The 13,650-nt window shown below is 64.6% G+C and carries 13 protein-coding genes and 1 tRNA gene; all 14 read left to right on the top strand.

Going from position 1 to position 13,650, the window contains the following annotated elements; all coding sequences use genetic code 11:
* The coding region (locus tag BM175_RS21900) for an integrase core domain-containing protein (protein ID WP_139224762.1) at window positions 1–286 on the top strand (286 nt) is incomplete at its 5' end.
* 2 nt (window positions 287–288) lie between these two features.
* Window positions 289–639: a tyrosine-type recombinase/integrase gene (locus BM175_RS21895; protein WP_210185826.1), complete on the top strand. Its 351-nt coding sequence runs from the start codon at window positions 289–291 to the stop codon at window positions 637–639.
* Between the two features lie 80 nt (window positions 640–719).
* Window positions 720–809, top strand: a tRNA-Ser gene (locus BM175_RS21890).
* 149 nt (window positions 810–958) lie between these two features.
* Window positions 959–2,194, top strand: coding sequence for an efflux RND transporter periplasmic adaptor subunit (locus tag BM175_RS21885; protein WP_090966901.1), 1,236 nt, complete (start codon window positions 959–961; stop codon window positions 2,192–2,194).
* Entirely contained in the window at window positions 2,191–5,277 is a 3,087-nt protein-coding gene (locus BM175_RS21880; RefSeq protein WP_090966899.1) for an efflux RND transporter permease subunit, read from the top strand. Before BM175_RS21885 ends, BM175_RS21880 begins: the two co-directional genes overlap by 4 nt.
* A gap of 66 nt (window positions 5,278–5,343) precedes the next feature.
* Window positions 5,344–5,529, top strand: a complete 186-nt coding sequence (locus BM175_RS21875; protein WP_090966897.1) for a hypothetical protein — start codon at window positions 5,344–5,346, stop codon at window positions 5,527–5,529.
* A gap of 225 nt (window positions 5,530–5,754) precedes the next feature.
* A complete protein-coding gene (locus BM175_RS23335) occupies window positions 5,755–7,053 on the top strand; it encodes a septal ring lytic transglycosylase RlpA family protein (RefSeq protein WP_342029327.1) in 1,299 nt (432 codons plus the stop codon).
* 101 nt (window positions 7,054–7,154) lie between these two features.
* Window positions 7,155–8,330, top strand: a complete 1,176-nt coding sequence (locus BM175_RS21865; protein WP_244546122.1) for a D-alanyl-D-alanine carboxypeptidase family protein — start codon at window positions 7,155–7,157, stop codon at window positions 8,328–8,330.
* A gap of 2 nt (window positions 8,331–8,332) precedes the next feature.
* The gene (gene tmk, locus BM175_RS21860; RefSeq protein WP_090966891.1) at window positions 8,333–9,034 is read left to right on the top strand and encodes a dTMP kinase; all 702 of its coding nucleotides are present in this window, start codon (window positions 8,333–8,335) and stop codon (window positions 9,032–9,034) included.
* A 5-nt stretch (window positions 9,035–9,039) separates the two neighbouring features.
* On the top strand, window positions 9,040–10,074 hold the full coding sequence (locus BM175_RS21855) for a DNA polymerase III subunit delta' (RefSeq protein ID WP_090966889.1): 1,035 nt from the start codon (window positions 9,040–9,042) through the stop codon (window positions 10,072–10,074).
* 84 nt (window positions 10,075–10,158) lie between these two features.
* On the top strand, window positions 10,159–11,706 hold the full coding sequence (gene metG, locus BM175_RS21850) for a methionine--tRNA ligase (RefSeq protein ID WP_090966887.1): 1,548 nt from the start codon (window positions 10,159–10,161) through the stop codon (window positions 11,704–11,706).
* Window positions 11,706–12,512 carry a TatD family hydrolase gene (locus BM175_RS21845; RefSeq protein ID WP_090966885.1) on the top strand — a complete coding sequence of 269 codons (807 nt, stop codon included), beginning with the start codon at window positions 11,706–11,708 and terminating at the stop codon, window positions 12,510–12,512. The genes metG and BM175_RS21845 overlap by 1 nt, the downstream gene beginning before the upstream one ends.
* The gene (locus BM175_RS21840) at window positions 12,512–13,318 is read left to right on the top strand and encodes an MBL fold metallo-hydrolase (RefSeq protein WP_090966883.1); all 807 of its coding nucleotides are present in this window, start codon (window positions 12,512–12,514) and stop codon (window positions 13,316–13,318) included. Before BM175_RS21845 ends, BM175_RS21840 begins: the two co-directional genes overlap by 1 nt.
* A gap of 57 nt (window positions 13,319–13,375) precedes the next feature.
* A partial coding sequence (locus BM175_RS21835) for a transposase (protein WP_483073372.1) occupies window positions 13,376–13,650 on the top strand: 275 nt, incomplete at its 3' end.

The following is a 13,650-nucleotide window of genomic DNA, read 5'->3' as shown; positions in this document are numbered from 1 at the left end:
CGCCAGGACCGCATTCATCGAGCCGGGCAGCCCTTGGGAGAACGGGTACTGCGAGAGCTTCAACTCCAAGCTTCGGGACGAACTCTTGAACGGCGAGATCTTCTACAGCCTTGCGGAGGCGCGCATCGTCATCGAAGGTTGGCGTCAGCACTACAATACCAAACGCCCGCACTCGAGCCTGGGTTACCGCCCGCCGGCACCAGCCGTCGTGCCGTGGCCGGCTGCGCCACCCCAACCCGCTTCGCCGGCCATCTTAAACGTCGCCGGCAAGCCCACCATGCATTAGATTTGAACCGGGCCACCTGTTGGACGCAGGCCAGGAGGCGGCCGGACGAAGATGCGTTCGTCGTCGCCCAGATTGACGGCCAGCCGCTACAGCCGAACTCCCTGACGCATGAGTGGGTGCGGCTTCTCGCCAAGACGGACCTACCTCGGATCCGCTACCACGATTTGCGGCATTCGCACGCGAGCCAGATGCTTGCGGCCGGCGTTCATCCGAAGGTGGCTTCCGAGCGTCTCGGTCACAGCCGCATCGGCATCACGATCGATCTGTATCAGCACACGATGCCGGGCATGGGCGCGTGCGCCGCCGAACTTGTTGACGCTGCCGTGCGCAAGGCGGTAAAGCCGAAGGCCTAAAGCCGTTCGGTAGCAATCCGGTAGCAGACCCGCCTATCAGGCGCTCCGCCAGGCCAAATTCGCTAACGAAATCAAGGCTTGGATGGGTGGCCGAGTGGTTTAAGGCAGCGGTCTTGAAAACCGCCGTGCGGGGAACCGTACCGTGAGTTCGAATCTCACCCCATCCGCCACCCCCTCCGCGACGTTCCGCCGCTTTACCTCCCATCCCTTCGGAGTGGACGATCCTTGCCGCGATTTCACTTGTTGGTGAAGCGTGCGGCGGTCTTAGTCGCAGGTCTCTGCTTTCGCATGTCATGGCGAGTATGGGGGCAGGTCCAGCATGCTGCGTTGGTTGATCCTCATTGGTGTCGTTCTCCTGGCCGTCGCGGGGTTCGAGCGTGACCGTCTCGCGCCGTACGCACCGGCGATCCTGGCGTCATGGCTGTCGAGTTCTCGGACGGCGGATACCGCCAGGGGCGGCAATGGACACGGGCGGCAACAGAATGGGGGTGGTGCACCGATTGCCGTGGATGTCGCGCAGGCGGTGAGCGCTTCGTTGCCCATCCTTCGTGACACGATCGGCACGGTCGAGCCGGTCAATTCGACGGTGATGAGTTCGGAAGTCACCGGAACCGTCGCGACGATCGCCGTACCTGACGGCGCGGTCGTCCGGCAGGGTGACCTCCTGGTATCCCTCGACGACCGCGCCGCGCGCGCGCAGATTGCGAAGGATCAAGCCGCCATCGCCCGGGACCAGGCAACGCTCGATCAGACGCAGCGCGATCTGCAACGAGCCGAGGCACTTCTGAAGTCGGGTGCCGTGGACGCACAGCAGGCTGATACGGCGCGCAGCGCGGCGCAATCGGCCGCAGCGGTCCTGGAAATCGACAAGGCAACGCTCGCTGCCGATCAGGTCGCGCTGGACAAGCTGAAGATCATTGCGCCGTTCGACGGGCGCCTCGGAGCGTTCCAGGTTTCGCCTGGCGCGCTCGTGACGCCGGGCGCCGCGATCGTAACGCTGACGCAGGTCTCGCCCGTACGGGCAGCCTTTACGCTCGCCGAGGGCGACCTTCCGCTTCTGCAGGACAGTCTGGCGAAGGGAACGCTGACGGTGATGCTGCGTCCGGCCGGCGATACGAACCACGCGTTGTCGGGCAAGGTCGACTTCATCGACAATGCCGTCGACCCGGCTTCCGGCTCGATCTCGCTGCGGGCCACGGTGGACAATCCGGACGGCCGGCTTGTCGCCAAGCAGGCGTTCTCGGCCGTGGTGCAGGCGGGCGAGAGAAGCGGTCTCGTCGTCGTTCCAACGGTTGCCGTGCAGCCGCGACAGGATGGGAACGTCGTCTACCTCGTCAATCCCGACGATACGGTTTCGATCCGAAAGGTAGACGTCGCGCTTCGGGTCGGCGACCGAACCGGTCTCACGGTCGGCATCTCCGCTGGGGATACCGTGGTGGTCGAGGGGCAGGGCGCCCTGACCGATGGCGCCAAGGTGAAACCTAACACTGCGGCCGCACCCGGCGGCGACCAGACGACGCCGACGCCACCCGCTGATGCGACGGCTGCGCGATGAACATTTCCACGACCTTCATCCGCCGGCCGGTCGCGACGCTCCTCTTGTGCCTGGCGGTCCTTCTGGCCGGTATCGCCGCCTACCGGTTGCTGCCCGTCGCGGCGCTGCCACAGGCCGACTATCCGACGATCAGCGTGTCCGCCCAGCTTGCAGGCGCGTCGCCCGATACGATGGCCAGCGCCGTGGCGACGCCTCTGATCAAGCAGTTCGAGACGATCGACGGCATCGATACGATCACGGCTCGGTCGTCGCTCGGAAATACGCAGATCACGATCCAGTTCGTCCTGTCGCGCGATATCGACGCGGCCGCTGCGGACGTGCAGGCCGCGATCGCGCGCAGCACGCGTCAGTTGCCGGACAACATGACGACGCCTCCGAGCTACCGGAAGGCGAACCCGGCCGACGCACCGATCCTGCTTCTGGACCTCGTGTCGCAGGGAACGCCGCTGACCGAAGTCGACGACCTCGCCGAGAATCTGATCTCCCCGGCGTTGTCGACGATCCAGGGCGTGGCGCAGGCCCAGGTCTACGGCGCCAAGACCTTCGCCGTGCGCGTCGGGGTCGATCCCGACAAGCTCGCGGCGCGTTCGCTCAGCATGTCGCAGGTGTCGACCGCCCTCGCCGCGGCGAACAGCCAGACGCCGGTGGGCACCATTCAGACCGGAGGGCAGGCGCTGACCGTGGACGCGCCGACGCAGCGCACCAACGCCGACGAGTTTCGAACGCTCGTGATCGCGCGACCGAACGGCGTGCCCGTGCGCCTCGGCGATGTCGCGAAGGTCGAGGACAGCGTCGACAACCTTAATCAGGGAAGCTGGCTCGACGGAAAGCCCGCGATCGTGCTCGCGGTGCAGCGTCAGCCGGGCGCAAACACGGTCGAGGTCGTGGACGCAATCAAGGCGAAGCTGCCCGAACTTCAGGCGGCGCTACCGGCTTCCGTGCAGTTGCAGGTGGTGAACGACGCCTCCGTGTCGATCAGCGCGGCGGTGGACGACGTGCAGCAGACGCTCGGGCTGACGATCCTTCTCGTCATCCTCGTCATCTACCTGTTCCTCGGGCGGCTTTCCGCGACAATGATCCCGGCCATTACGGTCCCTTTGTCGCTGGTTGCCACGTTCGGGGCGATGTACCTCCTCGGGTATTCGATCGATAACCTGTCGCTTCTGGCACTGACGCTGTCCGTCGGTCTCGTGGTCGACGATGCCATCGTTATGCTCGAGAACATCGTGCGACATGTTGAGGACGGCGCTTCGCCGATGGAGGCGGCCCTGCAGGGCAGCGGAGAGGTGTCCGGCACAATCGTCTCGATGTCGCTGTCGCTGGTGGCGGTGTTTCTGCCGATCCTGCTTATGGGTGGTGTCGTCGGGCGAGTCCTCAACGAGTTCGGCGTCGTCGTGGCGCTCGCAATTCTTGCGTCGGCCGTCGTGTCTCTGACGCTGACGCCCATGTTGGCAGCCCGCCTGCCGGCCACTCATGCGCCTACCTCAGGTCTTGCGGCCTCGTTCACGCGCGGGTTCGACCGTGCAGCGGCGGTCTATGGGCGCATGGTGGACTGGTGCCTTCACCGCAACGGTTTCGTGATGGCCGTGTTCGTCCTGTCCTTCGCGGCTTCGGCCGTGATGATGGCGACTCTGCCGCGCTCGTTCCTACCGCAGGAGGACAATGGTCTCCTGACCATTTCGACGCAGGCCCGCCAGGACATTTCCTACGCGGCGATGTCCGCCCTTCAGGCGCGGGCGGCCGCTGCCGTGAAGGCCGATCCGGCGGTCTCGTTCGTCACCTCGACGCTCGAAGCCGGGCCCGGCGGCGCGACGTTCAATTCCGGCTCGATGTTCGTGCAACTGAAGCCGAAGGATCAGCGGCCGCCGATCGAACAGACGCTCTCCTCGCTCCGCCGCGAACTCGGCGCCGTACCGGGCCTGAAAAGTTTCGCGACGCCCGTGCAGAGTCTGCGCTTCGGCGGGCGGTCGACGCAGAGCCAGTATCAGCTGGTCGTCCAGTCGCTGGACGCTGGTGCCGCACGGCAGTGGTCGGCTCGGATCCTCGACGCGATGCGTGCCGACCCGTCGCATTTCGTCGATGTCGCGACCGACCTTCAGGACAACGGTCTTCAGGAGCGGATCAAGGTCGACCGCGACCGGGCGGACGCTCTGGGCGTCGATCCCGCCGGCCTGCGGACCGCACTCGAGGCCGGATTCGGTACCCTTACGGCCGCACAGATTCAATCGACCGGAAACAGCTACGACGTCATTCTCGAATACGATCAAAGCGGCGCCTGGACCGACGATCGTCTCGCGGCGATCCGCGTGCCGGCCGCCAACGGAACGCTGGTCCCGTTGGCGGCCTTTGCGACGCTGTCGCGCGAGGCGGGTCCCGTGACCGTGAACCAGACGGGACAGCTGACGGCGGTCACCCTGTCGTTCAACCTGCCCGCGGGCGTATCGCTCGGCACGGCGACCGCTACCGTCGAGGCCATCAAATCTCAGCTTCAGCTGCCGTCGAACGTGTCCACGAGCTACGCAGGCACCGCGCAGGTCTTCCAGCAGGCGACCGGCAATCTCGGGCTGCTGATCGGCGCCGCCGTGCTGGTGATCTACATTGTCCTCGGCATCCTCTACGAAAGCTTCATTCATCCGCTGACGATCCTGTCGGGCCTGCCGTCCGCCGCTTTCGGCGCGCTCGCCGCCCTGCAGTGGTTCGGTTTTGATCTGTCGATCATCGCGGTCATCGGACTTCTGATGCTGATCGGCATCGTCAAGAAGAACGCGATCATGATGGTCGACGTGGCCCTGGAACTGCAGCGCGAAGAGGGGCAGGGGCCGGAAGCCGCGATCCGGGAGGCTTGCCTGCGGCGCTTCCGACCCATCATGATGACGACGTTCTGCGCGCTCCTCGGTGCCCTGCCCATCGCACTCGGAACCGGTGTTTCATCCGAACTCCGGCAGCCGCTCGGCGTCGCGGTGGTGGGTGGTCTTCTCGTCAGCCAGGCACTGACGCTCTTCATCACCCCGGTCATCTTCGTCGAGATCGAGCGAGCTCGTCGCTTCGTCGGTCGGCGCCTCCTGCGCCGCCAAACGGCGTGACGATCATCTCCTCGCCAGCCTGAGGCCAGCCGTTTGCGGCAGGGTTCGCTCCGCAAAGGAGATGCCATGCAGGAACTGGTCGACATCGCTTCCCTCACGGAGCGCCTGAAGCGGACGCTGGGCGAGATCGAAGCCATGCTGGGCGAGGATCGCTCGGACGAGGAGGTTCGCCAGGCGGACTACCTCGAGATGCTGCGTCGAAAGGCATCCGGTGAGATCAGCGGGAACGTGACGGCCCGGTTCTTCGCCTGAAGCCGCGGCGTCCGCTGCCATGCCTCGAACCCATCCGACCATCATAGTTTCAGGGTGAAGAGACGGTTGCACACCGTCGCGTCATGTTTGCCTGACGTGGGACTTTGTCGCACAAAGGCGCCCGCTTCGCGATCTCGAAGTATCAGCACGGTGTTGCAGCGTTCTTCGAGGTCGCCTTTGAATCTCATGGCGAGATCTCGTCGGCTCTGGCCGCAATAGACTCGATTGTGGCAAGATTTCGGCAAGGCATCTTCTGTAGTCTGTAGGGCCAAGAATCGGCTGCACTTGCTTTCGCTTCATCTGTTGGTAAGTTTTGCGAGGAATATGGTGGGGATGACGCGGCGGGGTGTGCGCGTCGAAGCGACAGGTGGGGGCAGAATGATGGCTGGAGCCGGACGCGACCGGAGGATCGGGCTTGGTCTCGCTTTCGGATTGTCGCTGGCACTGGCCGGGTGCCAGTCCACGTCTTCGTCGACCCATCAGGAAGAATTGGCGCCCGAAGGCGATGCGCCGTTCTTCACATCCAAGATCTTCGGGGTGAAGGCCAGCCCGCGCGTCACCCGCCTGAAGAAGGTGCCCAAAGGCGGCGGCCGTGACCAGACCGGCAAGCCCTACATGGTTCGCGGCAAATGGTACTACCCGAAGGAGGAGCCCGGCTACGTCAAGACCGGGACTGCCTCATGGTATGGCGCGAACTTTCACGGTCGCCTGACGGCGAACGGCGAAGTCTACGACATGTATCATCTGTCGGCAGCGCATCCGACCTTTCCGCTGCCGTCCTACGCCCGCGTGACCAACCAGAAGACCGGAAGCTCAGTGCTCGTGCGCGTCAACGATCGCGGCCCCTACATGCATAATCGCGTTCTCGACGTGTCGTCGAAGGCCGCCGAGATGTTGGGTTTCCAACATGACGGCGTGGCCGATGTAAAGGTCGAGTATGTCGGCCGCGCGCCGCTCGAGGGCGACGATACGCCGATGCTGATGGCGTCCTATCGACCCGGCGATGCGCCGGCGATCAACGACGGACTGCCGAGCGGCGTGATGATCGCCTCGAGGCAAGAGCGTTCGCCCTTCCTCATGGCGGCGGCGTTTTCTGCCCCCCGCGCCTCGACGCCGGCTCCGGTGCCACGCGCCGTCCCGGTGCGTACGCCTTCGATCGAGGACCTGATCGAGACCTACGACGCGGCGTCCGACGCGCCTGTGCCGGTTCCGGTCCCCCGTGGCTCGCTTCTTTCCTATGCTCCGGCCGAACAGGCAGGCGGCGCGCGTGGTGCCTTGGCGTCGATGATCGCCACGCCCGCTAAGCCGGAAACGATCGAACTCGGGGCCTTGGACGACGTCGCGTTGCTGATGCGGGTCGCCAGCCTTGCCGACGGCCGGGCCGATCTGAACGAGACGGGCGCGGATGGAAAGGTGTCGCTGTCGCTGAACATGCGGCCGGGCCAGGATGCCGATGCACTGCTGCGCGAAATCTGGGATGCCGGTGCCTCGGATGCGTTCGTCGTGCGGGCGGACGAACCCTGAGCTTCCCACAGGCAGAGGCTCGGCCGAGATATACGCCGAAGCTCCGATGCCCTATCTATGACCGGACAGATATTCGTTCCGGCAACCTCATGAATCATCCCTTGCGTCTTCTGCGGAGCGCGGCGCTCCTCGCCGTGATCGGGTTCTCCGGCGTTGCCCAGGCGCAGGGTACGGATGCGGCTTTCGTGCCGGATACGGCAGCCAAGGTCGCCGTCATCATGGACGGGAAGACCGGGGGAATTCTGTTCGACAAGAACGGCAGCGCGCCGTTTCCGCCGGCATCGCTGGCGAAGATCATGACGGCCGAGCTTCTGTTCGAAGCGCTCGCCTCGGGACGGATCGCGCCAGACGCCACCATGCCGGTGTCCAATCATGCCTGGCGAACGGGCGGGGCGCCGTCGCGCACCGCGACGATGTTTGCCGCCGTAAGATCCTTGGTACCGGTGGAAGCGTTGGAGCGCGGTCTTGTCGTCCAGGCGGCCAACGACGCCGCCATCATCATTGCCGAAGGGCTCGACGGATCGGAAGCGGCGTTTGCCGCGCGGATGAACGAACGCGCGAAGGCGCTCGGGATGGTCGACAGTCGTTTCGTCAATCCGACGGGACTGCCTGAGGGCGGGCAGGAAGTGACGGCCCGCGACATGGCGATCCTCGCACGGCACGTGCGCCTGACGTACCCCGACCGCTACGCTCTCTACGCGCAGCCCGACTTCGAATGGAACAAGATCCTTCAGCGCAATCGGAACACGCTTCTTACGGCCAAGCCAGGCGCGACCGGGATGGCAACCGGATTCTCGGAGGAAGGCGGCTACTCGATCGTTGGGGTCGTGGAAGGCGAGGGCGGTCGGATCACCATTCTGGCGCTCGCCGGGCTCGACAAGGAGCAGAACAGGCTGAGGGAGACGATCGCCCTGTCCGACTGGGCAGCGTCGACATTCGAGGAGAAGACGATCTTCCCAGCCGGTACGCCGGTGGCATCCGCGCCGGTTTTCGGCGGGCTGGCGGCATCCGTGCCGCTGGTGCTGGATAGCGATCTCGTGGCGCAGATTCCGAAGCGGCATGCCGACAGGGTCACCGCGCAGGTTCGCTACGACACACCGTTGCAGGCACCGGTTCGCCGGGGGGACAAGATCGGCCGGATTGAACTGCGCATCGAGGACCGTTTCTCGCTGGAGCGCGATCTCTATGCGGGAGAGGACGTTGCCGAGGGCACGTTCGCGGGGCGGGCGGCAGACGCTATCCAGGAACTGGCCTTCGGCTGGATACGGAGCCTTTGAACATGGTTGCGGATGCTGCCGGCGCGCCCCGACGCGGTCGCCTCATCACGTTCGAAGGCCCGGACGGCAGCGGCAAGTCCACGCAGGTGGCGCGGCTGGCGCTTCGTTTGGAGGCGCGCGGCCTGCCGGTTGTGACGACGCGCGAGCCCGGCGGCTCGCCGGGCGCCGATGCGATCAGGCACATCGTCCTGTCCGGCGCGGCGGAGGGACTCGGCGTCGAGACCGAGGCACTCCTTTTCGCGGCGGCGCGCTACGACCATGTCCGCACCGTGATCGCGCCTGCCCTGCGCGATGGTGCCTTCGTCCTGTGCGACCGCTTCCTGGATTCCACACGCGCCTATCAGGGATCCGTCCCCGGCCTGGACCAGACGTTTCTCGCCGAACTCGAAGCCGCCACCACATCGGACGTTCGCCCGGATCTGACGCTTGTTCTCGACGTGGACAGCGCTGTCAGCCAGGAGCGTATCTCGGCGCGCCGGCAGGCGGAGGCCGCAGACCGGTTCGAGAAGGATGGCTCGGACATACACCAGCGCCGGCGGCAGACGTTTCTGGAGATTGCGGCTCGCGAACCGGACCGCTGCGTCGTCGTAGCCGGGGGCGGATCGGTCGACGAGATTTCCGACCGCATCGAGCGCATCGTGGTGGAGCGCTTCGGCCTCGAAGGCATGCCTGAGCTTGGTCGGCGCGGCGGGCGGTCGACCTGAACTCGATGGACGTTCGCCCTTCCCACGACGACATCGACGGCATACCGCCACCGGCCGCCACGCCGTTTCTCGCAGGTCATACGCGGGAGTGGCAGGAACTCGTTGCGGCGTCGAAAAGCGAACGCATGCACCACGCGTGGCTGCTTCAGGGGCCTCGTGGAGTCGGCAAGGCGACCCTCGCCTTCGCCTTCGCCCGCCATCTCGTGGGGGTGCCCTGGACGTCCGGCGAAGAGCAGACGGTAGCGTTCGATGCCGAAGATCCGATCATCCGTCAGATCGCGTCGGGAGCCCATCCGAATGTCATTCATATCCAGCGAGCCGAGGCGGACCGGGGCGGATACAAGACGCAGATCACCGTCGATGAAATTCGCCGGCTTCAAGGGTTCTTTCGATCCACAGCAACACCCGGTTGGCGGATCGCGATCCTCGATCCGGCCGACGATCTCAACCGGAACGCTGCCAACGCGCTGCTGAAAATTCTCGAAGAACCGCCGGCGCGATCGATCTTCCTGATCACGAACCATGCACCCGGGCGTATCCTGCCGACCATTCGCTCGCGTTGCCGGACGTTGCGGATCGATGGGTTGGATACGCAGACCCTGAAGACGGCCACGCAGCGCCTCCTGCCGGACATTGGCGGCGATGACCTCGCAGCCGTCGCCGATCTGGCGCGGGGAAGCCTGCGTCAGGCCGTCATTCTCCGACAGGGGGGCGGCGTCGACGTTCTGCGCGAGGCTGACCGGATCTTGGGAAGCGTCGATCAGGACTGGCAGGCCGTTCACGCCCTTCTAGACGGTTTGCAGCAAAAGGGCCGGGAGGTCGCCTTCGACCTCTTCCGCGATCGTCTTTGCGACCGCCTTGCCGAATTGGCCGCCGACGCGGCGTCGAAGGGCAGGGCGCGGGAGGGCGCAGCGATTGCGGGCTTCTGCCTTTCGGAGCAGGCGCGCTTTCGAGAGGCTGCCGCCTACAATCTCGATCGAAAGCAGGCGATCCTCAGCTTCCTCGACCGCTACCGCTCGCTTCGGGCCGAAGCATCCTAACTATGCGCCACGTCGACCTTCGTTGAGCGCGGCGAGCCGATGGGCTATCTCCCATCTCGATACGATCCGGGCAGAAGCAATACGATGGCCGAACGATTCTACACGACGACCGCGATCTCCTATCCGAACGGAAGTCCGCATATCGGTCACGCCTACGAACTGATCGCGACGGACGTGATCGCCCGTTTCAAGCGTCTCGACGGCTTCGATGTCCTGTTCCTGACGGGAACCGACGAGCACGGCATCAAGATGCTTCAGACGGCTCGAAACCTCGGCATCTCGCCGCTCGAACTCGCGGACCAGAACTCGGCGAAGTTCCGGGAGATGGGCCGTCTTCTCGACAGCTCGAACGACGACTTCATCCGTACGACCGAGGGCCGCCACCGCGCGGCGTGCCAGGAAATCTGGCGTCGCATGCTGGAAGCGGGGGACATCTACAAGGGCTCCTACGCCGGCTGGTATTCCGTCCGCGACGAGGCCTATTACGCCGAGGACGAGACGCGCCTTGCGGAAGACGGCAAGCGGCTCGGTCCGCAGGGCACGCCGGTCGAGTGGGTCGAGGAGGAGAGTTACTTCTTCCGCCTTTCGCAGTTCGCCGATCGGCTGCTTGCGCATTACGACGAGCACCCCGATTTCATCGGTCCTGCGGAACGCCGGAACGAGATCGTCTCGTTCGTCCGCTCGGGGTTGAAGGATCTTTCGATCTCCCGCACGACCTTCGATTGGGGCATTCCCGTGCCGGGCGACGAGCGGCACGTCATGTATGTCTGGGTCGACGCGCTGACCAACTACCTGACCGCCACGGGCTTTCCCGATGGTGGCGATCGCGCCGGGTTCTGGCCTGCCGATCTTCACGTCATCGGCAAGGACATCGCCCGTTTCCATACGGTCTACTGGCCGGCATTCCTCATGTCGGCCGGGCTGCCGGTTCCCAAGCGCGTTTTCGTGCACGGCTTCCTGTTCAATCGCGGGGAGAAGATGTCGAAGTCGGTCGGCAACGTGATCGATCCGAACGCGCTCGTTTCCGCCTATGGGCTCGACCCGGTGCGCTACTTCCTGCTCCGCGAGGTGCCTTTCGGACAAGACGGAAACTATTCGCACGAAGCGATCGTCGGACGGATGAACTCCGAGCTCGCGAACGATCTCGGCAATCTGGCGCAACGCTCGCTTTCGATGATCGCGAAAAACTGCGACGGCTTCCTGCCGACGCCCGGCGCATTCACCGAGGCGGACGAGGCCATTCTGGCGGCCAGCGGCCAACTGCTTCAGCGTTGCCGTGCAGCGGTGGACCGGCAGGAACTCCACGTCCTCCTCGCCGCCATTGTTTCGGTCGTGTCCGAGACCAATCGCTACTTCGCCGGCGAAGAGCCATGGGTTCTGCGAAAGACCGATCCGGCGCGTATGGGAACGGTTCTTTACGTCACGGCCGAAGTTCTGCGTCGCGTCGCGATCCTGCTTCAGCCGGTCATGCCCGGATCAATCGCCAAGCTCCTCGACTTGCTTGGTGTTCCCGATGAGGAGCGGCGCTTTGAGCGTCTCGACCAGGGTTTCATGCTGGGAGCTGGACGGCCGCTTCCGGCGCCGGCCGGCGTCTTTCCGCGCTACGTCGAACCAGTCGCCGACGAGGCCTGATGTCTGATTTCAAACTCGTCGACAGCCACTGTCATCTGGACTTCCCGGATTTCGACGGGGATCGCGAAGCGCTGATCGCCCGCGCCAATGCCGCAGGTGTTGGCCTGATGGTGAGCATCTGCACGCAGGTGTCGAACCTCGACCGGGTGCTTGGCGTCGCCGAACGCTTTCCTTGCGTCTACGCCTCGATCGGAACGCATCCGCTGAATGCGGCCGACGAGGAGGAAGTGCCGGCTGACGTTCTCGTCGCACTGTCGTCCCATCCGAAGATCGTGGCGATCGGCGAGGCTGGCTTGGACTACCACTACGATCGCGCACCGCATGACCGGCAGGAGCGTGTCTTCCGCCGTCATATCGAAGCGGCTCGCGAGACGAAACTGCCGCTCGTGATCCACGCTCGCGACGCCGATGCCGATGTCGATCGCATTCTCCGCGACGAAGCCGGGAAGGGGGCCTTCCCCTTCGTTCTTCACTGCTTCACGGCAGGTCGACGTCTTGCCGAGGTCGGGATCGAACTTGGTGGTTACGTCTCCTTCTCAGGCATCGTTGCCTTCAAGAATTCTGGTGAGTTGCGCAGCATCGCAGCGTCGGTCCCGCCCGAGCGGATCCTCGTCGAGACAGATGCGCCATATCTTGCACCGCCTCCCAACCGCGGCAAACGGAACGAGCCGGCCTTCGTGCGCGATACTGCCGAGGCCTTGGCAGACGCGTTGGGGAAAGACTTCGACGCGTTCGCCGGCGAGACGACCGCCAACTTCTTCCGGCTCTTCCGAAAGGTACCGGATCCTCGCTTGAGCCCGCGCTGATGGCCCGGCATCTTCGCCTGACGATCCTTGGATGCGGGTCATCTCCGGGAACGCCGCGGATCACCGGCGACTGGGGTAACTGCGATCCGACCAACCCCCGTAACCGCCGCACCCGCTGTTCGGCCATGGTCGAACTTGTTGACGGCGACGATGTCACGCGCGTGGTCATCGACTGCGGCCCTGATTTTCGCGAGCAGATGCTGGCAGCAAGCGTCACGCGGATCGACGGCCTCCTGATCACGCATCCGCACGCCGACCATATTCATGGTCTCGACGACGTTCGTGGCTATGTTATCGATCACAGGAAGCTCGTAGATCTCTACGCCGACGCCGACACGTACGCACGCCTGTTCGAGGCCTTCGGTTACTGCTTCAGGACGCCGCCCGGGAGTTCCTATGCTCCGATCGTCCGGTACAAGCCGATCGCAGCGGCCGAACCCTTCGTCGTCGAAGGGCCGGCCGGCCCGTTGACGATCCGGCCGTATGCCCAGACCCATGGCAGCATCCACTCGCTCGGTTTCCGTATAGGTCCTCTGGCTTATTCCAGTGACGTATCCGACTTCCCGCCTGAAGCGATCGACGTGATCGATGGCGCGGAGCTTCTAGTGGTGGATGCTCTCCAGCATCGTCCGCATCCGAGCCATTTCTCATTGTCACAGGCGCTCGAATGGATCGAGCGCCTTGGCGTGCCTCGGGCGATCCTGACGCATATGCATACGCCGTTGGACTATGAAACCGTCAGCCGAGCTGTGCCCCCATCGGTCCAGCCCGCCTATGATGGCCTGCAGGTTGAGCTGAACCTCTAGCTGTTTGATCCCAGGGTTTGATGGTGTGATCCTTTCCGTAGAATGGAAGGATGCCCTATGGGACAGGTTCGTCACGGCAGCGCCACGACCACGCACGCCATCCGAGCAGCAATACAGCGATCGGAGGCTTCGCTCGCGACGCTGAGCCGGGAGCTCGGCATCAATCCGAAGACGGTGGCCAAGTGGCGCAAACGCCAGACCCTGGAGGACAGGAAAACCGGGCCGAAGGAGCCGCGATCGACAACCTTGAGCGAGGCCGAGGAGGCGATGGTCGTCGCGTTTCGACGACACACGCTGCTGCCGTTGGATGACTGCCTCTACGCGCTACAGCC

Origin of the sequence: Aureimonas phyllosphaerae (genome assembly GCF_900113065.1) — a bacterium.
Lineage (GTDB): Bacteria > Pseudomonadota > Alphaproteobacteria > Rhizobiales > Rhizobiaceae > Aureimonas > Aureimonas phyllosphaerae.
The sequence above is the reverse complement of the archived record's forward strand: the minus strand, read 5'-3'. Positions and strand labels throughout refer to the sequence as shown.

Excerpts from the sequence above, each read along its gene's own strand:
- BM175_RS21885 (WP_090966901.1), top strand. The coding sequence starts at position 959 with ATGCTGCGTTGGTTGATCCTCATTGGTGTCGTTCTCCTGGCCGTCGCG.
- BM175_RS21880 (WP_090966899.1), top strand. The coding sequence starts at position 2,191 with ATGAACATTTCCACGACCTTCATCCGCCGGCCGGTCGCGACGCTCCTC.
- BM175_RS21875 (WP_090966897.1), top strand. The coding sequence starts at position 5,344 with ATGCAGGAACTGGTCGACATCGCTTCCCTCACGGAGCGCCTGAAGCGG.
- tmk (WP_090966891.1), top strand. The coding sequence starts at position 8,333 with ATGGTTGCGGATGCTGCCGGCGCGCCCCGACGCGGTCGCCTCATCACG.
- BM175_RS21855 (WP_090966889.1), top strand. The coding sequence starts at position 9,040 with ATGGACGTTCGCCCTTCCCACGACGACATCGACGGCATACCGCCACCG.
- metG (WP_090966887.1), top strand. The coding sequence starts at position 10,159 with ATGGCCGAACGATTCTACACGACGACCGCGATCTCCTATCCGAACGGA.
- BM175_RS21845 (WP_090966885.1), top strand. The coding sequence starts at position 11,706 with ATGTCTGATTTCAAACTCGTCGACAGCCACTGTCATCTGGACTTCCCG.
- BM175_RS21840 (WP_090966883.1), top strand. The coding sequence starts at position 12,512 with ATGGCCCGGCATCTTCGCCTGACGATCCTTGGATGCGGGTCATCTCCG.